Source organism: Plebeiibacterium marinum (assembly GCF_026013615.1).
Classification (GTDB): Bacteria; Bacteroidota; Bacteroidia; order Bacteroidales; family Marinilabiliaceae; genus Saccharicrinis; species Saccharicrinis marinus_A.
The window spans coordinates 1-22873 of the sequence record NZ_JAPDPI010000052.1 but is presented as its reverse complement, the minus strand read 5'-3'; the positions used below and the strand labels follow the sequence as shown (position 1 = coordinate 22873).

General features: G+C 36.5%; 19 protein-coding genes. 6 read left to right on the top strand and 13 right to left on the bottom strand.

The window, feature by feature from the left end:
* Positions 1-14: 14 nt before the first annotated feature.
* Positions 15-1055, bottom strand: coding sequence for an endolytic transglycosylase MltG (gene mltG, locus OM074_RS18425; protein WP_301202045.1), 1041 nt, complete (start codon positions 1053-1055; stop codon positions 15-17).
* Positions 1056-1243: 188 nt separating this feature from the next.
* Between mltG and OM074_RS18420 the strand changes: the two genes are divergently transcribed.
* Together OM074_RS18420 and OM074_RS18415 are read left to right on the top strand one after the other, a co-directional pair.
* The gene (locus tag OM074_RS18420; RefSeq protein ID WP_301202044.1) at positions 1244-1681 is read left to right on the top strand and encodes an SPOR domain-containing protein; all 438 of its coding nucleotides are present in this window, start codon (positions 1244-1246) and stop codon (positions 1679-1681) included.
* 73 nt (positions 1682-1754) lie between these two features.
* Positions 1755-2951, top strand: a complete 1197-nt coding sequence (locus OM074_RS18415) for an FprA family A-type flavoprotein (protein WP_301202043.1) — start codon at positions 1755-1757, stop codon at positions 2949-2951.
* A 190-nt stretch (positions 2952-3141) separates the two neighbouring features.
* Here the strand turns inward: OM074_RS18415 and gyrB are convergent, their stop codons facing one another.
* The 3 genes from gyrB to OM074_RS18400 all read right to left on the bottom strand — a co-directional run bounded on the left by gyrB (position 3142) and on the right by OM074_RS18400 (position 10142).
* Positions 3142-5109 carry a DNA topoisomerase (ATP-hydrolyzing) subunit B gene (gene gyrB, locus OM074_RS18410; protein WP_301202042.1) on the bottom strand — a complete coding sequence of 656 codons (1968 nt, stop codon included), beginning with the start codon at positions 5107-5109 and terminating at the stop codon, positions 3142-3144.
* A 199-nt stretch (positions 5110-5308) separates the two neighbouring features.
* On the bottom strand, positions 5309-7054 hold the full coding sequence (locus OM074_RS18405) for a TonB-dependent receptor (protein WP_301202041.1): 1746 nt from the start codon (positions 7052-7054) through the stop codon (positions 5309-5311).
* Between the two features lie 25 nt (positions 7055-7079).
* Complete coding sequence (locus OM074_RS18400; protein ID WP_301202040.1) at positions 7080-10142, bottom strand: tetratricopeptide repeat protein; 3063 nt, start codon at positions 10140-10142, stop codon at positions 7080-7082.
* A gap of 215 nt (positions 10143-10357) precedes the next feature.
* Here OM074_RS18400 and OM074_RS18395 point away from each other — a divergent pair, with 215 nt between their 5' ends.
* Positions 10358-11062, top strand: coding sequence for a cell division ATP-binding protein FtsE (locus tag OM074_RS18395; RefSeq protein ID WP_301202039.1), 705 nt, complete (start codon positions 10358-10360; stop codon positions 11060-11062).
* A 64-nt stretch (positions 11063-11126) separates the two neighbouring features.
* Here OM074_RS18395 and OM074_RS18390 read toward each other — a convergent pair whose 3' ends face one another.
* Entirely contained in the window at positions 11127-12317 is a 1191-nt protein-coding gene (locus OM074_RS18390; protein WP_301202038.1) for a pyridoxal phosphate-dependent aminotransferase, read from the bottom strand.
* A 179-nt stretch (positions 12318-12496) separates the two neighbouring features.
* On the opposite strand from OM074_RS18390, the gene OM074_RS18385 reads away from it, so the two are divergent.
* The 3 genes from OM074_RS18385 to murB all read left to right on the top strand — a co-directional run bounded on the left by OM074_RS18385 (position 12497) and on the right by murB (position 16541).
* On the top strand, positions 12497-13021 hold the full coding sequence (locus OM074_RS18385) for a DUF7935 family protein (protein ID WP_301202037.1): 525 nt from the start codon (positions 12497-12499) through the stop codon (positions 13019-13021).
* A 111-nt stretch (positions 13022-13132) separates the two neighbouring features.
* Positions 13133-15514, top strand: a complete 2382-nt coding sequence (locus OM074_RS18380; RefSeq protein WP_301202035.1) for a GumC family protein — start codon at positions 13133-13135, stop codon at positions 15512-15514.
* Positions 15515-15527: 13 nt separating this feature from the next.
* On the top strand, positions 15528-16541 hold the full coding sequence (gene murB / locus OM074_RS18375; RefSeq protein ID WP_301202034.1) for a UDP-N-acetylmuramate dehydrogenase: 1014 nt from the start codon (positions 15528-15530) through the stop codon (positions 16539-16541).
* A 110-nt stretch (positions 16542-16651) separates the two neighbouring features.
* On the opposite strand, the gene OM074_RS18370 is transcribed toward murB, so the two are convergent.
* From OM074_RS18370 to OM074_RS18335, 8 genes are all read right to left on the bottom strand, one after another.
* Positions 16652-17083: an acyl-CoA thioesterase gene (locus tag OM074_RS18370; protein WP_301202033.1), complete on the bottom strand. Its 432-nt coding sequence runs from the start codon at positions 17081-17083 to the stop codon at positions 16652-16654.
* Between the two features lie 3 nt (positions 17084-17086).
* The gene (locus tag OM074_RS18365) at positions 17087-17956 is read right to left on the bottom strand and encodes a P-loop NTPase (RefSeq protein ID WP_301202032.1); all 870 of its coding nucleotides are present in this window, start codon (positions 17954-17956) and stop codon (positions 17087-17089) included.
* On the bottom strand, positions 17934-18827 hold the full coding sequence (locus OM074_RS18360; RefSeq protein WP_301202031.1) for a P-loop NTPase: 894 nt from the start codon (positions 18825-18827) through the stop codon (positions 17934-17936). Before OM074_RS18360 ends, OM074_RS18365 begins: the two co-directional genes overlap by 23 nt.
* Positions 18824-19681, bottom strand: a complete 858-nt coding sequence (locus OM074_RS18355) for a damage-control phosphatase ARMT1 family protein (protein WP_301202030.1) — start codon at positions 19679-19681, stop codon at positions 18824-18826. The genes OM074_RS18360 and OM074_RS18355 overlap by 4 nt, the downstream gene beginning before the upstream one ends.
* A gap of 24 nt (positions 19682-19705) precedes the next feature.
* The gene (locus OM074_RS18350) at positions 19706-20047 is read right to left on the bottom strand and encodes a NifB/NifX family molybdenum-iron cluster-binding protein (protein ID WP_301202029.1); all 342 of its coding nucleotides are present in this window, start codon (positions 20045-20047) and stop codon (positions 19706-19708) included.
* Positions 20048-20420: 373 nt separating this feature from the next.
* Complete coding sequence (locus OM074_RS18345; RefSeq protein ID WP_301202028.1) at positions 20421-20735, bottom strand: NifB/NifX family molybdenum-iron cluster-binding protein; 315 nt, start codon at positions 20733-20735, stop codon at positions 20421-20423.
* A 13-nt stretch (positions 20736-20748) separates the two neighbouring features.
* Positions 20749-21156 carry a DUF134 domain-containing protein gene (locus OM074_RS18340; RefSeq protein WP_301202027.1) on the bottom strand — a complete coding sequence of 136 codons (408 nt, stop codon included), beginning with the start codon at positions 21154-21156 and terminating at the stop codon, positions 20749-20751.
* Between the two features lie 83 nt (positions 21157-21239).
* Complete coding sequence (locus OM074_RS18335) at positions 21240-22616, bottom strand: MATE family efflux transporter (RefSeq protein WP_301202026.1); 1377 nt, start codon at positions 22614-22616, stop codon at positions 21240-21242.
* Positions 22617-22873: the final 257 nt, after the last annotated feature.

Below are 22873 nucleotides of genomic sequence, written 5' to 3'. Positions count from 1 at the left end.
CATCACTCAAAGTTCTACCTCCTGATACCTCTTTTCCGTAATTCGTTCCTGTATTTTTGGGCATTTACATTATGCTGTGACAAAGATCTGGCAAAATTATGGTATCCTGAAAAATCTTCTTTTGCACACATATAGTAATAATTATGTTCCCGTCTGTTTAAAACTGCATTAATCCCTTCTACCGATGGAAAACGAATTGGTCCCGGAGGCAAACCTGCATACTTATAGGTATTATAGGGCGAATCGATTTCCAAATCCTTACTCAAAACTCTTTGAATACTAAAATCACCTAAGGCATACTTTACTGTTGGGTCTGCCTGCAACCTGATCCTTTTATTTAACCTATTCAGATATAGCCCTGCAACAATTGGCTTTTCATCAGACATAATCGTTTCCTCATCTACAATTGAAGCAAGAATACTTACTTCCACGGGGCTTATCCCTAATTTTTCTGATTTAGAAACCCTTTCACTGGTCCAAAACCTGTCATACTCTTTCTTCATCCGTTTTACAAAACCTTTTGCATCTGTATTCCAATACATTTGGTATGTATTAGGTATAAACATAGATGGAAAAGTTTCTAGTGTAAAACCATATTTTTTTACCAATTCAACATCTTTAAACAGCGTAACCAATTCGGCTGAATCCACCATCAGTTTTGCACTGACAACAGAAGCTAATTGCTCTGGTTTCCTTATATTATTAAATGTAATATTTAAGGCATCCTGCCTTCCAGACCTCAATAAGTTAACAAGCTGGTTATTACTCATACCATGCTTTAACAAATACCTCCCACCTTTCACATGTTGCACATATTCTTTCTTTTGAGCAACCCAGCTAAAACTTTCTATATCTTTTACAAAACCATTATCTTCAATAATTTTTTTCAATTCCGAAAAAGTAGTTCCATTAGGTATATATAAATACGGACATTCTACATTTTCTACCACAACATTATTGCCGTATATAAAGCGATAAAACCTTACTCCAAAAAGCAGTGCCAACAATATTAACACAACAATAAAAAGCCCCATTCTTTTTAATGTTTTCGTCATCTTCTTTTTTGTCCTTTGTACCTTACTATTCATTAATCGCCTTCTGATTTATAGACATCAAATATATTTAATTCAACCAAATAATCTCAAATTTTATAGGAAATTCGCCAAAAGAATAAAAACTTTTTAATAAGAATATTATATTTTTGAGCTAATTATAAAAATAGAACATTCTAAGTTAAAGCAAAATGCGCAAATTATTATTATCACTACTTATTTTAGTTGGATTAGCCGGATGTAAATCTTTAAGTGACACAGGAAGTTCAAGCTTCAGCGACAGCGATTCCCCATATGTAAAAGAGGAACCCAAAGTAAAACCTGTAATAAAGGAAGAAAAGAAAATTATTGTTAAGGAGGAAAAAGTAAAGGTTATTGAAGATGAAGATAAATCTTTTAAGTATTATGTAATTATCGGATCCTTTAAAGTATTAAGCAACGCAAAAAACTACAAACAAACCTTAACCAACGAAGGTTTTATTCCTGTTATTCTTGAAAACGAAAATGGTTTGTACAGGGTTTCTATTGCTGCATACAACGACGAAATGGATGCCAGAAATAAAGTAAACGTAGTTAGAAATCAGTATGAAAAGTACGACGACACCTGGTTGTTGATACGTAAAATGTAATTAGTGTTTTTAAAGGTTTTATTTTATATTTGCAGCACTCAATTACCTAAATGAAAAAATAAATAATATAGATATGTACAAACCAGTAAAATTAACAGACAATGTATTCTACGTTGGTGTAAACGACCGAAGAACGCACTTGTTTGAAAACATGTGGCCAATAGACAGAGGAGTTGCATACAATTCTTACATCATCAATGATGAAAAGATAGCACTAGTAGATTCTGTTGAAATTGGACAAGTAGAAAAATATTTAAAAAAAATCAAGGCTATTATTGGCGACAAACCAATAGATTACCTGATTGTTAACCACATGGAACCTGACCATGGAGGTTCCATTGACATCATCAAAAAAATGTATCCTGACATCAAGATTGTGGGCAACAAAAAAACCCTACCCATGCTAGAAGGATATTTTGGGATAACCGACAATACCTTAGAAGTTAAAGAAGGGGACTCCTTATGTTTGGGAAAACACACTTTAAACTTCTATTTGGTTCCCATGGTACACTGGCCGGAAACCATGGTTACTTACGAATCAACTGAAAAAATACTATTCTCTGCGGATGCTTTTGGAACATTCGGAACTCTTGATGGTGGAATTTTTGATGATGAATTTGAGTTTGAGTACTACCGCGACGAAATGAGAAGATACTACTCAAACATTGTAGGAAAATATGGTTCCCCGGTTCAAAAAGCATTATCAAAGCTAGGTGGACTAGACATTAAAATGATCGCTTCAACCCATGGCCCAATCTGGAAAAACTATATCCAGGAGGTTATTGGAATGTACGACAGATGGAGCAAATACAATACTGAAGAAGGAGTTGTTGTTGCTTATGCTTCTATGTACGGAAACACAGAAGAGATGGCAGAAGCCGTAGCCCGGGAACTTGCAGAAAATGGCATCAAACATATTCGGGTACATGATGTATCCAAATCTCATGCTTCGTTTGTTATTTCAGATATTTTCAAGTACAAAGGCTTAATCCTGGCCAGTCCTACTTATTGCAACGAAATGCATCCTAATATGGAATCCTTAACAACCAAACTGGTACATATGGGAGTTCAGAAACATTACCTTGGTGTTTTGGGTTCATTTTCATGGGCCGGGGCTGCAGTAAAAAAATTACTTGCCGTTGGCGAAGAATTAAAATGGGAAATCATTGGCGATAGCGTTGAAGAAAAGCATGCCCTTAAAGCCGATAAATATGAAGCCTGCTTAGCTCTAGGAAAAGCAATGGCAGATAGACTTAAATCCGACAGATAGATGCCAGATTATGCCCATAGCTGATAGCAGATTATTTATCACCTATAGCTGATAGCATAAAAAACCAATAATTTAAGAATAATACCAACTTCCATTCTAGAATAATTCAGGATGGAAGTTTTTTTTACAAAAAAAATCCACCTCAATAAAATTGAGATGGATTCTAATTATTCAATTATCTTAATTACACCTATGCATCAATATTAGCATAAGTTGCATTTTCCTCAATAAACTCCCTACGCGGAGGAACATCATCCCCCATTAACATAGAAAACACCCGATCTGCTTCTGCTGCACTCTCTATTGTTACCTGTCTAAGCGTTCTTTGTTCCGGATTCATAGTAGTTTCCCACAACTGCTCTGCATTCATCTCTCCAAGACCTTTGTAACGCTGAATATGTACAGAATCTTCTTTACCACCACTATAACTATCTATAAATTCACGTCGCTGTTGTTCATTCCAGCAATACTCCTCCGCTTTTCCCTTTTTACATAAATACAATGGAGGTGTGGCAATATATAAATAACCATTTTTAATTAAATCCTTCATAAAACGGAAAAAGAACGTCATAATCAATGTAGTAATGTGACTCCCGTCCACATCGGCATCCGTCATGATTACAATCTTGTGATAACGAAGTTTTTCAATGTTCAGTGCCTTACTATCTTCCTCTGTTCCAATAGTAACACCCAAAGCTGTAAAAATATTCTTGATTTCATCACTTTCAAAAACTTTATGATGAAGCGCTTTCTCCACATTCAAAATCTTACCCCTTAATGGTAAAATAGCCTGAAATTTCCGGTCACGACCTTGCTTTGCAGTTCCACCCGCAGAATCGCCCTCAACAAGAAATACTTCACACAATGATGGATCTTTTTCAGAACAGTCGGCCAACTTACCAGGCAGCCCACCTCCTGACATTACTGTTTTTCGCTGCACCATTTCCCTGGCCTTACGAGCCGCATGTCGTGCTGTAGCAGCAAGAATTACCTTATTTACAATGATTTTGGCATCTTTTGGATTTTCTTCAAGATAATGCCCCAAAGCAGCACTTACAGCCTGATCTACAGCTAAACTAACCTCCGAATTACCTAATTTTGTTTTCGTTTGTCCTTCAAACTGTGGCTCTGCTACCTTAACAGAAATTACAGCCGTTAATCCTTCACGAAAATCATCACCAGCAATATCAAACTTCAACTTCGACAACATACCTGATTTCTCAGCCCATGTCTTCAGTGTCCTTGTCAAGCCCCTTCTAAACCCTGTAAGATGAGTACCTCCCTCAATAGTATTAATGTTGTTTACATAAGAATAAACATTTTCACTAAATGAGGTATTGTATTGAATTGCCAACTCAACCGGAACATCATTTTTTTCTGTTGTAATATGAATGATATTCTCGTTTAGCTTTTCTCTTGTTTCATCAATAAACTTAACAAACTCAACTAATCCTGATTCTGAATAAAAATTTTCCGACTTAAAGTTTCCCTCATCATCTGTCTCTCTTTCATCATTTAAAGTGATATTAATTCCCTTGTTCAGGAAAGCCAACTCCCTTAATCTGTTAGAAAGTATAGAGTACTTATATTCTGTAGTATTAAAAATAGACGCATCTGGTTTGAATGTAACAATTGTACCAGTAACATCTGTAGTTCCCAACTCTTTCAAATCTCCCTGAGGGATTCCAATGGAATACTCTTGTTCATAAACCTTTCCACCCCTATGAACTTCAGCCCTTAAATAAGTTGAAAGAGCATTTACACAGGAAACTCCTACCCCATGCAAACCACCAGAAACCTTATAAGTATCTTTATCAAACTTACCCCCCGCATGAAGCACTGTCATTACCACCTCCAAGGCAGACTTACCTTCTTTTTCATGATGGTCAACAGGAATACCCCGACCATTATCTTTTACTGAAATAGAATCATCTTCATGAATGGTTACATTAATTGTATCACAATGTCCTGCTAATGCCTCATCAATTGAGTTATCTACAACCTCATAAACCAAGTGGTGCAATCCTTTTTGCCCAACATCTCCAATATACATGGCTGGTCGCTTACGAACCGCCTCTAATCCTTCTAATACTGTAATATTATTAGCCGAATAACCACTAGATTGGTCTGGGTTGTTTTCTTTTATTTCTTCGCTCATCAATTATAGATTTTCAATGCAAATATTATCTCTTTTAATTGCTTTTATCGCAGTAATTTACCTACGTCCAAAGCCTTACAAATATAGCAAAAAAAGTGGCGCAAAAAAGCTTTCAAACAAGGATTTTATCAACATTACAAAACCCTCACTTACTGAAACTTACAACGCCACAAACAATATTTTCACAAACATGGAAGGACTAGAACGAATACCCTACACCTGCCCTTATATTCATACCCTGCATTGGATAGCCATTCCATTGGTAATATTTTGAAACTATTGCATTATTTAAGCTTGCAAAAATATTCCATTTTGAACTAATAGTATACTGAGCTCCAAGATTAATATCAACAACAGACTTCAATTCTTTTACTCCACCAGTACTCACATCCAGAGCCTTACGTTTCCCCATTGAATACACTCCCAAATTCACCCACAAATCCTCAAATGGTGAATAATTGGCTGTAAGACCTATTTCCACTTCAGGTTTATGCCATGCCTCATCCAAAGTATTCAGACTCCAGCCATTGTACTTTCCCTTTAACAGTACATTTGCTTTTGATGAAGGCTCATATTTCAATTCTCCAGACAAGGACAACAGTGTTCCATCATCATACTGTGCCGTAAAAAGATTGCTCTGACTAAATACACCCGGGTTTGCAGAATCTTCAAATGATTTGTTTACATAAAAATGCTCATCATCAAAAACAGAATAATCCACACGGGCAACAAAACTGGTTTGCGAACTAAAATTCCCTTTGATCCCTCCAAAGAAATGCAAACCATGAAAACTATTCTCTACATTAACATCAGGAGCTATAAACATATTCTCGCTCTGCATTTTTTGATAATTATTGGTATAATAATCTCCACACACACCACCAAAAGCACTTACAATACCATCTGCTATAATTAAATTAGCTTCCAGATGAGGTGCTATATTAAAACCACCATCACCTCCCAGCTGACTATAGGAATCCAATCCTACCTTAAAATCTATTCCTTCAAATACAAAACCAAGGGCAGGTGATAAATTCAAAATAGTCATGCTTCTATCCTCAAATGAATATAAAGGAGAACCTGAAACGGGCACCGAAGTTCCATAAAAATCGAAACCTCCTGCTATGTCCAAAAAAACATCATCAAAATAAACCCGACTAAGAGCATTCAGTCCAATCACATTTTCACTAACCTCTGTTATATTGCTGAAGGTTTCCCACTTCAAATTCGCTTTAAATGACACATCGTCAGAATCTACTACCTTATTGCCAAATCCAATATTTAATCCAAAAGAACTCAACCGTTGCTTTCTATCCGGGATTAAATCAGCACCTAAAGCACTTGCTGTGAGATCATTTTCATCATACAAATAACTCGTTGCAGCCCCTACTGTATGAAAACCATAGTAATTATATATATTATGATCAAATTCAGCATCCACCGAAAGTGTATAATCATCCCAAAACCTTCTGAAATATAAAGATGCCCATGTATCATGAATTGGCGCTTCAGATTTTGAATCGTCTTCTAATTTTATATCCCCATCCGAAGTAACATGACCAATATTTAAACCAAGAGCATACTCTTCTGATCGCAATACATTATAGTTTAAATCCCCGAATAGAGTAACATAATTACCCAAACCGCCCTTAATATATGACTTGTCCAACACAGTCTTTCTTTCCGGTTTTAACTTTGCTGCTGTAATTGGTTCAATCGCCAATCCTGACGTCATAGCCTTTGACAATACGTTATATGAAAAACGAGGATTAAAAGTCATTGAATCAACTTCACTAACGGGCAACTTATTAATCTTAAATGCATCAGAGATTATAGGATTATACTCCCTTACAACTTTAACATCCTGATTTAACTCCTGAGCCTTTACTGTTGTAAAAGAAACAAACAACAATGCAATGATTATATATATATTATTATATTTCATTTTCAAATTCTATAAAAATTGAGGTTTATTGAATTTTTAGCGTATCAACACTCTCCTTAGCTGATGTAACAGCCATCTTTTCTTCAACAACTTTCAGTCGCTGCTGAACCATACCTTTAATATCGTCCTCTCCTTTATAATTCTCGACAATACTTTGTAAATATTGCTTTGCCTGAAAAAATTCCTGATTAGAGATATAAATATCCGATAACAAGATAAAACAGCGGGCCAGCCAATACTGATGGGATGTCCCTTTGTTTGCCAAATCAAACACCTCGTCCTCCGCCTTTTCCTTATTTCCGTTATCGTAATAATTTTGTGCCAGCAAATACTTAGCTTCTGCCCCCTGAACACTCTGTGGATTTTTAGACAACACAGTATATTCTTTCATTGCCAACTCCTGCTCTCCCCTTACCAAATGGGCTCCAGCTTTATAATATCTGGCCTCTCGAATGATTTCTTCTGCAACTTTAGGGGAATTCATAACTGTAATTGCCGATTCTATGGTTTTATCCGCATTGTTCAATTTATAATTACAGCGCATAACGCCAATCCTGGCTTCCATCCGGTTCTCCTTTATCTCTGCAATCTGTTCCAATTGTTCAAAAGCAGATAAGGCATCATTATACTTTTCCATCCCGAAATTAATTTCCCCTGACCTTATCAGAGCATCTTCGGTAAATATATTTTTCCCTTTATTGGTTACCTCTTTATAGGCCCTGAGCGCATCATATTTTTCACCCTTTTTATACAAGCAATCAGCCATGTAATAATTGGCATTCAATGCGAACATCCCTTGTGGATACCTATTTAAATAAGTCTGAAAGCTTTTAACCGCAGGATCACATTTACCATCCATATAATAACGCTCAGCCGAAACATAACTTAACGAGTCCTGCTCACGCACATCTACCTGGGCAAAACTCCCCAAGGTTTTTGTATACCCCACATAACCATCTAAGTCATTTCTGTCCATATATATATTACGTATCCCCAACAATGATTCCATAGCCTCCTGGGTTCCCGGGAATTCATTAACCACCCTTTTATAAAACTGCATGGAATTGTCATAATCATTAGAGTTATAATAAACCAGACCTAATTGCAGCATTGCTTTTTTAGAATAACTACTAGTGGAATATTTTTCCTTAATGGTTTTATACTTCCGGATGGCATTAGGCAAATCACCCATAGCCACATAAGATTTTCCCATCTCATACAGTGCATCATCAACATAATGCGATTTAGGATATTTATTGATCAACCCATTCAATTCTGAAATTTTTGTTTCATGTTTTTTTAGTATACCTAAAGAGATGGCTTTTTGATATATAGAATAATCAGGCGATGCATTTATCCGTCCTGTAGCTTTTTCATAATACGAAATAGCCTGTTGAAAATCCCTCTGAACAAAATAGCAGTCACCTATTCTGTTATAAGCATCACCTACGGTTGCCTCCCCGTTGTTTTTCTCAATATTTATATACTTCCTCCACCAGCTTTTTGCCAATTCATAGTTTTTGTCTTTAAACTCAGCATAAGCAATATTGTAATGTGCCAAGGCAAAATAATCTGTTCCAAAACTACCCGGTGTAAGAATAAAGGTATTATAATCCTCTACTGCTTGCGAATACATACCTAAACGATATTTTGCTTCACCTCTCCAGTAATAGGATTTCACTTTTAGTTCCTTATTATATTTGCCATAATCCAAGCTATAGTTAAAATACTTAACCGCATCCGAAAAACTCAGGTTTGTAAATAAGTCTATAGCCCTATAGTAAGCCACTTTTTGCATAGCCTCATAAACCCGGCTATTCTTTATTTTAATATTTTCAAGTGCCTCTAAAGCCTGGGCATAATTCTTGGTTGTCAAAAACACTTTTCCCAAATAATCATATGCCAGGTCAATTTTATCACTTTCCGGAAATTTATCTATAAAATCTAAAAACGAATTAATAATCTCATTAAAAGGAGAATAGTTCAATTCATAGTTTAGTTTTATGGTATTAAACAATGCATCTTCCTGTATATCTTTATCAAAATCATATTTTGAAGCAGCCTCAAATGCTACCCTGGCCCTTTTTTTATCTTTGAGTCTCATATGACAATCAGCCAGGTGATAATATGCATTTTGTGCCATTTCATCATTTGCCGAAGTAACCATACTTAGATATTCTGCAGCTTTATCATATTTTTTTTGATAGTAATAAGCAAAACCCAAATGGTAATAATCTTCTCTTTTGGCTTTAGAAGATAATTTAATGGTTGATTCAAAATAATTGGTTGACTGCGCATAATTCTTTTTGGCAAAGTATGATTCTCCAACAATTCGGGCCATATCAGCCTTACGTTCCTTTGACCCATCTTCAATTAAAGGCAAGGCATATTGTATTGCCTCATCAAAATCCCCCTTTAAATAATAGATTTGGGAAATATAAAACGGAACCAGCTTCCTGAAAGCAGGAACATCTTTTAACCTTTCGAAACCTTCCAATGCAGTATTATAATTCCCTTTTTGGTACTGGATGTGAGAATAATAATAATTTGAAGCGTCATAATACTTATTATCTATATCTTTTAAATCGTAGAAATACCTATTGGCCACATCATAGTCCTCTTCCATAAAATGACAATAGCCTTTTTTAAACATAAAAGCATACCGTGTCTCCTCATCAAGCTTTGATTCTTTCACCTCTTCAAACTTTCGCAGAGCCTGTCTGTATTTTCTATTGGTTAATTTCATATCGCCCAAATGAAAATAGGCATACGACCGCCTGTTACTTTCAGGGAAATCAGCTATAAATTTCTCAAAGAGGTACTCTGCATCACCATTTTCAAGATTTTTTGCACAAACAGCCTGATAATAACAAGCCTGTGCATACTGATTCGACTCTCCCCGAACAGACTGTCGGATAATCTTATCAAATTGATCGCGAGCTGAACCATATTTTTTCAATCGATACAGTTCCATTGCTTTTTCAAATACTCTCTCTGGTTGTTGTAACCCTAATGATTTTTGCGATAATAAAGGAAGGCTTATCAGTATAGCCAGAATGGTTACAGTTAGATTTTTACTATTTATCATTAATAAAATCTTTTCTTTAATTATTGTAATAAACAGGGTATGGCCACGCAAGTATTATACCATATTAAACCCCCTATCCAAATTTGGCCTTAAAGATATAAAATTTAGACTTTGGCATATTATAGAATAGCGTTTATTATCAAACGTATTTAATTCACAATTTATTTTTCTATTTTCACAAAATATTTTTTTAATCTGATGTCATTATAAATTCAATGAGCCGCAAAAAGAACACATCTATAGAAAACGACAAAGGAAATATTGTTGAACTTAAAAATGCAGTGATCCGGCATCGGGAAAACATTGTTCTTAAAGATGTTAACCTTGAAGTTAAGAAAGGCGAATTTATATATTTAATTGGTAAGGTAGGTAGCGGAAAATCGAGTTTACTCAAATCAATTTATGCCGAAATAGAGGTGTCTGATGGTGATATTTTTGCCGTAGGATACGACCTGAAGAAAATGAAAACGAAGCACATCCCTTATTTAAGACGTAAAATGGGCATCATATTTCAGGATTTCCAATTGCTTAGCGACCGCACTGTTTACGACAACCTTAGCTTTGTACTAAAGGCCACCGGATGGAAAAACAAAAAAGAAATTGACACGCGCATCAGGGAAGTTCTAACCCAGGTAGACATGGTGCATAAAGGTTACAAAAAACCTCACCAACTATCAGGAGGAGAACAACAACGTATTGGCATTGCAAGGGCCTTACTAAACGAACCTGATTTAATTTTAGCTGACGAGCCCACCGGAAACCTGGATCCAGAAACAACCAATGAGCTTATGGTTCTGTTACAAAAAATATCCGAAATGGGAAAAACGGTAATTATGGCCACCCATAATTATGGTATGATTGATAAGTACAAAGGACGTATTTTAAAATGTGAAGACACCCGACTGAAAGAAAACCAATAAAAAAAAACAGTCCCTGTATGGTACAATTACAAGGACTGTCAATTAACGATATAATGTTATTTTTTTATTCCAATTTATCTAACGCTATTTTAATCCTCTTTAAAGCCTCCATCAGCAACTCATCTGATGTGGCATATGAGAATCTCAGGCACTTAGGACTTCCAAATGCCTCTCCTGTAACCGTAGCAACATAAGCAGTTTCCAGCAAATACAGGGCTAAATCAGAAGCATTATTAATCATATAGCCATTACATGATTTCCCAAAAAAGTAATCCACCTCCGGAAATAAATAAAAAGCACCTTGAGGAATATTAACTTTCATCCCTTTAATTTCTTTGGCCATTTTTACTACCAAATCCCTTCGCCTGATAAAGACTTCCTTCATTTTAAAGGATGGTTGTTGTGTACCAGTAAGAGCAGCAACAGAAGCCATTTGAGAAATGGAGCACGCTCCAGAGGTATATTGACCCTGTAGTTTATTGCATGCATCTGCAATCCACTGGGGTGCTGCTATATATCCAATCCTCCACCCCGTCATGGCATAGCCTTTTGAAACCCCATTAACAACTACAACACGATCTTGCAATTCTTTAAACTGGGCAATACTTTCATGCTGCCCCTGAAAAGTGATCAGTTCATATATCTCATCAGAAACAACAATTACATGAGGATAACGCATAAACACTTCTGCCAAAGCCTTTAATTCTTCCCTGGTATATAAACTACCGGTAGGATTTGACGGGGAACTAAATAAAAACATCTTTGTTTTGGGAGTAATAGCTTCCTCCAATTGCTCAGGCGTAATTTTAAAATCCTGATCAATTCCAGCCTCTACAATAACATTAGAAGCCTGTGCCAAATTTACAATTTCAACATAACTAACCCAATAGGGTGCCGGAATGATCACCTCATCACCGGGTCCTGTCAAACTTAAAATCACATTAGCAATTGATTGCTTGGCTCCATTTGAAACAACTATTTGTGATGGTGAAAAATCCAACCCATTATCACGCTTAAATTTTTCACAAACAGCATCTCTCAAAACAGGTAATCCCGGAACAGGCGTATATTTCGAAACATTATCATCTATCGCTTTTTTTGCTGCTTCCTTAATATGATCCGGAGTATTAAAATCTGGCTGACCAATGCTAAGGTTGATAACATCGTGCCCCAAAGCCTGAAGTTCGCGACTTTTTTGCGACATGGCTAAAGTAGCCGATTCATTTACATTTGCTAATCTTTCGGAAATATTCATGTTTCGAAATTATATAAGATTTATTGTTATTTATTTCATCGTAAAATTAAATGGGTTATATCTAAAAATTAAAAATCAGATTGCAATTCATAACAATTACCACTATTTTCACCCATTATTTTATTCTGTTTTAAAATTGTATTTCTGAACAGGGTGCAAAATTAACATTTTTAAGAATTATGGATGTTTTTTTGGAGGTATTAAAATACACATTGCCATCGCTTATTGTTTTTTTAACAACTATTTTTATTGTAAAATGGTTTTTAAAGAGTGACATTGAAAGAAGGCGGCAGGAATTTTTACTGGGAAAATTTAAGGATGTTTTGCCTACCAGGCTGGCTGCATATGAACGTATTACCCTATTTCTGGAGCGGATCAATGCAGAATCAATAGTTATACGTGAACAATCGCATACTATAAACTGCCAACAGCTACAAGCTAATATGCTATCAAGTATCAGAACTGAGTTTGAACATAACATAGCTATGCAGGTATACTTGCCACCGGCTACCTGGAACCTGGTAAAAACCGCCAAGGAAGAAATGGTACGGTTAATCAATGTTTCAGCCGGATATGTAAAACCAGAGGATCCATCAATTGCATTGGGCAAGACGCTGCTCGAACAATACCAAAATGAAACCGCCTACCATTTTCGAAAAGCTTTGGATGCCTTAAAAAATGACGTACAAACCTTCTATAGCTAACCGTTTATATACTGACCTGCATTACTACTGCAAATTATAAACTTGCAAAGAAGTTAACACAGGTTTAAAATAAGGTTTTATACAGGTAATTTTCAATTCAAATTATAAAAAGTGAACGATAATAATAATCAAAATATACACAATCAAATCAGCCAATCCAAAGGTGATGGCTTGCCCGACATAAGAAAAATAACCCGATTGGTTATTTCAAACTGGTATCTATTTGCCATCTCCCTGCCAATCTGTGTAGCATCAATTTTTATATTTCATCGCTATACCCAGAATGTATACCGGGGATCGGTTACAGTAATGCTTAAAAGTGATGAACCCAAGAGTATTTCCAGAGCTGAATTGATTGAGGGGTTTGGCTTGTCTCCGGAAATGAAGAGTCTGGAGAACCAAACCATCATACTGCGCTCCAAAAAAGTGGTAAGGCGGGCTATAGACCTGCTCGACTTTGGCATTGATATTTATAGTGATGGCTTTTTGATGGATTATGACATGTATAACCGAAGTCCTTTTTCAGTTGTTATGGACTCTTCTCATGTACAGATATTAAACACTCCCATACACATCAAGCCCCAAGACAACGATAAAGTTAACATCTCCATTCAATGTGACAATGCGGTATTGCACACCTTTAAAGATGGAACAAACCATGGAGGAAGCGGAACCATCTCATTTAACCAGACAGTTAACTGGGGAGATGAAATAAGCACACCATATGGAAAATTCACCCTTATAAAACATCAAAACAGCATAAATCCAGAAGTCGGATATTACTTCTATTTCAGGTCGCACGATTGGCTTACAAACACCTACAGAAGCAATATTACAGTTTCTCCTTACAAAGAAGGAAGTTCCATTATATACATCTCAACAACAGGAACAAATACCAGCAAAATTATTAGTTTTTTAAATGCGCTTTCAAAAGTGTACCTGGAACAAAGTTTGGAACGGAAAAATGAGATAGCAACCCGAACTATCAGTTTTATTGACACCCAACTCACCCAGGTATCCGATAGCCTGCGAGCAGCCCAGGAAAAACTAATGAATTTCAGGCGATCCAATATCTTTAGTGCACCATCTGAAATTACTGCACGTTTGGCCGATCAGTATTTTGAATATGAAAAAGAACTAAACCTGGTTAAAATCAGGGAAGAATATTACAACAACCTAAGTGCCCACTTAATTGAAGATCCGTATAGCGAAGACTTTTTGCTCCCGGCCTTTACTGATGATGCCAATGGAATAATCTCCGGTTTTATTACGGAATTACTGGCTCAGATCAACGAACACACGCTTACTACTGCCAAGAGTTCTGAAATAAATCCATATTTGGATGAACTGGAAAAAAGAATAGAAGTAAGCAGGCAAAACTTATTGGTAGCCCTAAAAAAGCTCCTTCAGAATATAGAAATTGAAAAACAGAAATTGAACAACCAACTGAAGGAACTTTCTCAAAAAATGAACCAACTCCCTGAAATTGAAAGGAAATATATTGATATAGAAAGGGGATACAAGCTTAATGATGCTATTTTTACTTTTTTACTCCAAAAACAAAGTGAAACTCAAATCACCAAAGCATCTAACACTCCCGACAATGAAATTATTGACGAGGCCGGCATTACGAGCATTGTTGCTCCTAATAAGAAAAAAAATACCCAGCAAGCGTTAATGCTTGCTTTTGCTCTGCCAATTGCCATCATCGTTTTAAAAGAATACTTAAATAACAAAATCAGGGACAAGCAAGACGTGATCGCCACCTGTTCCTCTATTCCTATACTTGGATATATTTCTCAATATAAAGGAAATGAAAGCAATGTAATTCATGGAGAACCTTTATCAAATATTTCAGAATCGTTTAGAGCTTTGCGTACCAAACTAAAGTTTATGTGCCCCAACGATGAGGCCCATATCATTACCATCACTTCTACAAACACCGGTGAAGGTAAAACTTTTTGTGCCTTAAACCTGGCATCAGCCTTTGCCATTTCGGGAAAGAAAACAGTTTTGGTGGGCTTCGATTTAAGAAAACCTCGTTTAACAGAGATATTTAGTCACCACAACCACCTGGGATTATCCAACTTTTTGATCGGACAGGCTACTACCGAACAAATTATATATGAAGGTGATGTTGATAACCTATGCATAATTCCTTCGGGAGCTATTCCTCCTAATCCATCTGAACTAATTGCCACCAAACATACCCCAAAATTATTTGAAGATTTAAAAAAACGTTTTGATGTAATCATTGTCGATTCACCCCCTATTGGCGTTGTAGCTGATTCCAGGATATTAATGGAATTCAGCAGCTGCCAGCTTTTTGTTATCAGATCGGCAAAAACAGAGAAAGAACACTTTAAACACACCATACAAAATTTAATATCTGAAGGAATTGGTGGCATTGGTTTTATTTTGAACGACCTGGCCAACAATATTAGTGGACACTATTATTATGCCGACAGGTATTATGCTGAAAACAAAAAATAAAGTTTCCTGAAACATGATAATTCACGAGGATTTTTCTTTAAAAAACTACAATACATTTCATTTTGATGTAAAGTCAAAATATTTTGCAGCTCCGGAAAGTTCTGATCAACTTGCTGACCTTTTACAAAACAATATTGCCAAAAATGAAAAGATATTGGTATTGGGAGGGGGCAGCAACATTCTTTTTACCAAAGATTTTGACGGATTAGTGATAAAACCCATTATCGATAACATAAAAATTATCGACAGTAATGATTCCACGGCATGGGTTGAGGCAGGAGCTGGAGTTGAGTGGGATGCCTTTGTTGCCTGGGCCGTAGACCAAAATTATGCAGGTGTAGAAAACCTTTCCTTAATACCCGGAAACGTAGGTGCCTGCCCTGTACAAAACATAGGTGCCTATGGAACAGAAGTTAAAGATATTATTACTCATGTAAATGGAGTATTTTTAGATAGCGGGGAATCTTTTAGTCTTAAAAACAAGGATTGTAATTTCTCATATCGAAATAGCATCTTTAAACAGGAATTAAAAGACAAAACCATCATCACTTCTGTTTGCTTTAAACTAAACAAAAAACACACCTTCATGCTTCATTACGGCGATGTTAAGGATATGGTTGACAGATTAGGCGGGGCGAGCCTTTCCAATATACGCAATGCCATTATCAGCATCAGGGAATCAAAACTTCCGGATCATACGATTTACGGCAATGTTGGAAGCTTTTTTAAAAACCCAGTGGTTAGCAAGAGCATTGCCAATAAAATAAAAGATGAATATGCTGATGCACCTGTGTATGACATATCTGAAACCCATTCAAAGCTTGCTGCAGGCTGGATGATTGACCAATGCCATTGGAAAGGCAAATCATTAAAAAATGCTGCTGTTCATGAAAATCAGGCATTGGTTTTAATCAACAAAACGGGCAAGGCCACCGGAGAAGAAGTTCTTAACCTGGCTGCAGAGATAGAAGATTCTGTTTACAAAAAGTTTGATGTAAAAATTGAAAAAGAAGTCAATGTAATTTAATCCTCAAATAAATACAGTATGAGGCAGCACAAACAAAACATATAAAAACTGCCTCAATACTGTAACAATCAACATCCTGAATAAATCAGGAAATTAAGGAAACCCAAAACTCAATTATTTGAAGGCGCAACTGAAAGCTCAAGCGCACTTTTTAACTTATCTAATACAAATCCTGGTACTGTTAGTGGATTTCGTGATTCCTTATCTACAAAAACAACTTCAGAATCTGCCTTACTCACCAATTTCCCCTCTGCATTCCTTATTTCAAAGAAAAACTTAAACCGCACTTTTGGCAATTCTTTTATAACCGTTTTAATGGTCAGTTTTTCATCGTACCGGGCAGGGGTTTTATATTGTATATTAAAAGAGATCACAGGCATCATGAAACCTTTGTCTTCAACAACAGCATCATGAATACCAAACTCCCTCATCAGTTCTGTTCTTGCCTGATGGCAATATGTTACATGATTGGCATGATAAACATACCCCATCTGGTCCACCTCATTATATCCGGGTCGTATCTGAAATTCTCCAACAATCATAAATCAATTCTCAATAATTTTGTTCCATATATTTTTCATAAGACTTGCAATATCCGAATCAGGTGCATATTCTACCAACGTTTGTCCCTGTACCAGAGCCTCCACCCACACCTTATCAAAACGTATTTTTGCTAAAAGCGGAATATGGTTCTGCTCAAAAAAAGCTTCAATCTCATCACTTATCTTATCGTTTAAATCATACTTATTAATTATTCCCAAAACAGGAATTTTAAACGACCGGATCAATTCTATTAATCTGCCAGCATCACTTAATCCGGATTTGGTGGGCTCGGTAACCAAAACAACCAGATTAGTCCCGGACAACGATGAAATTGCCGTACATCCAATCCCCGGAGGTCCATCATTGATAATAAAATCTGCCTCTATCTCCTTTGCAATTTCCTTAGCCCGGGTCCTGATCTTCGACACAAGCCTGCCGGAATTTTCTTCCCCAGGCCCCATCACTGCATGTACCATGGTACCAAAGCGAGTAGAAGAAACAAACCACGAATTATTGGTTTTTATTTCGGTTGAAATAGCTTGTTGAGGACAAATTCTTTGGCAAAGTTTACAACCTTCGCATAAAAATGGATTTATCTCATATCCCCCAACATCCTTTTGAACAACAGCCCCAAACCTGCACTTTGAATAACACAGTCCACAATTTATACATTTGTCCGGATTAATGGATGCAGTACACCCGCTTTCAAAAACTTGCTCACTGTTTATTTTTGGGTGGAGCAACAGATGAAGATCTGCAGCATCAACATCATTATCGCACAACACAGCATTTTGAGCTACTGCAGATAAAGCTGCCGTAAATGATGTTTTACCCGTTCCGCCCTTTCCACTAAGAATGGTGATTTCCTTCATGAACAAACATCTTTTGATTTATATTCTCCACTACCTTTTCAAAATGTAATGCCAACTCCTTTGGCAATTGATCTCCCAATTTCCCTTCTGCATAATACTTTGCAAAATCACGAGCAAAAGGGATTTCTCCCAGCAACTCAAACTGGTTGTTGTTGATATATTTTAAAGTATCATCTGACCCCAATCCTGATTTGTTGATCAATATCCCGAAAGCCTTGCCCAGCTCAAGCATCAAGTTCACTGTGAGCTTTAAGTCGTTTAACCCGAATGGAGTTGGTTCTGTAACCAAAACCACAAAATCAGCATCTATCACAGATTCCACTACGGAACAACTGGTTCCGGGAGGTGCATCATAAATAACAATATCCACCTCTGTATCCTGGCATTTTTTTAGTTCCTTTATCAGCATGGTTTGCATGGCAGAACCTATCCGGAGTTTCCCTTCAAGCAAACCTTTTCCTGCACCAATATCAAAATTTGTAACCTTACCTATCGGATGTTCAACTTCAATAAGAGCTCCCTCTTTGCAAGATTCAACACAAGCCCCGCACGAATGACATAAAACGTCATTAACCTGCACAAACTTTACCGGGGGAATTATCGTAATGGCATTGTACTCACACCAATCAGAACACTTTCTGCAAAAAACACAGACCTGTTCATCAATCTTTGGTATTTTCTGGTTAATGACCTGTTCTGAAACCAACTCTTTGGTTTTAAAAAACAACACATCATTGGGTTCTTCCACATCACAATCAAGCAATTGAATATTATTGGTCACCCTTTGTACAAAAAAGTGATAGAGGTTTACCGCCACTGAAGTTTTTCCTGTTCCTCCTTTTCCGCTTGCTATGGCAATTTTATAGCTCATACAACTTTTTGCTTAATATTTTCCTTTACAATTAAACTACCCTTTTTAACACCCAAAAGTTCTGCAATGGGATTGCACTTTGCCATAAGCATAAATACAATATTACTACCACCCGAATTCATCAAACCTTCAAAATTCCCTTGCCCCTTGGATATGATTAAATCTGCCTCTTTATATTCTGCTACAAAATCTTGAGAACAATGTTCCAAAAGTGTGGATGGAGCATCATAACCATTGGTAATTACCTTACACAGCTTATCCATCCCAACAAACATGGCATCATCAATTGTAGCATCATTGATAACAGGTCTGCCCCTTACGGCAAAAACAACATTAGGGTGATTAATTGTTTCCAACAATAACTTATCAAATACAATTTCGCCGGCATTATCTCCCAGGTATAAAATTTTTTTTGCTGCTTTAATGCGATTATACAGATTTATAGTATCATCAATTGCAAATTTTAATTTAACAAGCTCATTTATTTTAGCTGTAATATCCTCCGGTTGAGAATGAGCACCATAATCAATTATATTACCTGCAACAGCTAGTTTAACTGCTGTTTGAAAAGGATTGTGACTTTGATTTACAAATATTTCCCAATACTGATAGTCTGATAACAAAACAGTATTGGCATGACATTTCTCTTCCCGGTATAAAGCATCACACTTAATCTTTTGGCTGGCCAAACGCTGAATATAAGTCGCTATAATTGGATTGGGACAACCACTATACTTTTGCAACAATTCTCGTGCATCATGTAACAATTTATCCCGCTCCACTGCCGAAAGATTGAACTTTTTCACCAGCTTATCAACAGTGCTAAGATGACAATCAAAGCATAACCTACTCATCTACTAAATACTATGTATATTTAATTAATGATCGCAATAATTAGCAGTAAATGACAGGGAACCTTTTAAAAAGCCATCAACCAATTCTTTGAGTGCAACCTGGGGAGCCCCAACAAAAGCATTTACCCCATTGGATTGAAATAGTTGAATGGCCTTTTGACCCATTCCTCCGGCAATAATATCTGTAACACCTTTCTCAGCTAAGAATTTTGGCAACACACCGGGTTCATGAGGAGGGGGCACAATTCTTTCTTCGTTTACAATCTCTCCGTCTAAAACGGTTACCATTGCAAAAAATTTACAATGTCCAAAATGGCTATCCAATACACCTGCTTCATTTACAGGAACTGCAATTTTCTTTTCCACAATAAAATATTTATTAAATAAAACAGGCAACAGGGTGTATCACAATAGCAAAACCGAAAAACTATCACATTATACAAGTAACAGTATTTATGTTTATTCTGACAACATATCCCGACAGTTGTAACCAACAACTATCTGAAAAACAATTTAATCACTTAAATAATTAGAAAAAAAATAATCGCTTTACACCCTGTTGCCCTTACTATGCCTTTTTATTTTTGAAAATTTGATGACAAGCTATTAGCCTGTAGCTATATGCAAAGAGAAACTAAACGTCGTTCTTCTTACTCTATATGCTATTAGCCATAAGATATTTGCTATTTGCTATATGCTATCAGCTTGTAGCTATTAGCTATTAGCTATACCCTACAAACTACTTAATCTTCTTAAGCACACTATCTACCGTTGCGCCCTCATTTTGAAGGATTACCATCTGGATGTTGAATTTATCCAACACATCTTTGGCTTTAGGACCAAAATCACCACTTATAACCTTGCCCACACCAAGTTCAACCATCTTTTCTGAAACTTTGATTCCGGCTCCGTTACTATCTTCAGCATTCATGTTTTTAACAAACTCATAATTGCCATTCGCCTCATCGTACACACAAAACCAACCTGCCCGTCCAAAACGCAGATCAAATTCCGATTCCAATGAATTTCCTGTAGATGTAATTACTGTCTTCATATTTTTGTTTTTTTTAAGACTCTCCTATTAACTGTACATCTTGCGACTTGCACATAGGGCAACCAATGCCTTCTGTTGGAGTGGGACAAGTAAATTTTGCATGACAATCTTTGCATAAAAACCAGCTTCCATCCAACTCTATATCGCCAAAAACAGTTACTATTTCTTTTGCCTCTGTTAGTGCCTTTGCTATTTTTCTTCGGGCACTTTCATAAATCCTGGCAAAAGTAGGACGAGAAATTCCCATCAACTTTGCTGCTTCGCTATGATTTAAAAAATCATAATCGGCAAGCTTAATTGCCTCATATTCTTCATAAAGCAATTCAACACTTTCTTTTGATTCTCCATTGATTCCATAAGGTTTATACCCTTGAAACTTAGGTGGAGCCACTACTTTCCTTAATCTTTTTCTTCTAGGCATAAGAATAAATTCAATGCTTAATAAGAATAATCTCGATACAAATATAGTGAGATTATTCTCATATAAAAGTTATTTAATAAATATTAACCTGAAATATTTTCCCTCGCTATTAAAACATTTAGTTTTTCATATTCCCTGATAACAAAAACAAGCACTATAAGGCCCGAAATCACATCAGACACCGGTGCAGATAACCAAACACCTGTCAGTCCCCAATATTTTGGCATTACAAACAAAAGAGGAATCAACACAATAACCTGGCGCAACAGGGACAAAAGAGAAGCCAGGCCTGCTTTTCCAATCGACTGGTAATAATTTCCCACAATAATCTGAAATCCAACAACAGGTAAAGCCAGCAAAAACAAACGAAGTCCCCTCACGCCAATATCAAGTAACTCTTTACTATCGCTGTTAAACATTAATATAATTTCGCGGGGAAACACCTGTCCCACCACATATCCTAACAAAGAAAGAACAGAAGCCGCCAATATGGCTACTGACAAAGTTCTTTTAACCCTTACATAAATTTTGGCACCGTAATTAAACCCTATAATAGGCTGGATGGCCATATTAATTGCCAATATTGACATCACAATCAACATGGCAACACTCATGATAACCCCCAACGCTCCTACAGCCAAGTCGTTTCCATACTTGATTAACTGCACATTATAAATACCAAAAACAGCACTTGAAGCCAACTGCATACTAAAAGGGGCAAACCCTATGGTTACAATATACCATACAATATCCTTTTTAAGCACCATATTTTTGGCATACAATTTTATAACTGAACGGGAACTTTTAAAATGAATAAATACCCAAATACACAATACAACTTGTGAGGCCACCGTAGCATATGCAGCTCCTTTTACTCCCATACCCATCTCCATAATAAATATATAATCGAGCAATATATTCAGTCCGGCACTAATTACCATGGAAATCATAGCAACATTCGCACTTCCTTCCGATCGGATAAGGTTGTTTAATGAGTAACCAACCACATTAAAAACAGTACCTGCTAAAATAATATCGAGGTATTCTTTGGCATACGAATAGGTTTCCTGGTTAATTCCAAAAAACGATAAAAGCGGATTACTTATTGAAAAACCGATAACCATGATCACAGCTGAAACGATAACCATCATTACAAACGCATTTCCCAATACTTTTTCTGCCCTGGCAAAATCCTTTTTACCAAGATTCAACGAAATTCTAACGCCGGCCCCCATCCCCACCATCATTCCGAATGCCATCATTATGATCATGATTGGGAAAATCGCACTTAATCCGGCCAGAGCAAGGGCTCCAACCCCCTGGCCTATAAATATCCTGTCAACAATATTGTATAAGGAATTTATTATTACTCCGGCAAATGCAGGTAAAAAGTACCGCCACATCAGTTTAGGAATGGGCTCAAACTCCAATTCCTTGATATTCTTGTTCTGTTTGCTCATCTAAATTTGAATTAGACGGCAAAGGTAGTTAAAATAGGGGATAGCCAATAGCTGATAGGACGGCTGCGCCTTTAGGACGCTACGCTTTAGCTTGATTGCTTGCTACTAAAACATCTTTTTTACACAGGAAAAACATTCCCGGATCCGTTCTTTATAAGCGTATTGTAAATAAGATCGGATCCGTAAGTAATAGCTGTTAGCCAATAGCTGATAGGACGGCTGCGCCTTTAGGACGCTACGCTTTAGCTTGATTGCTT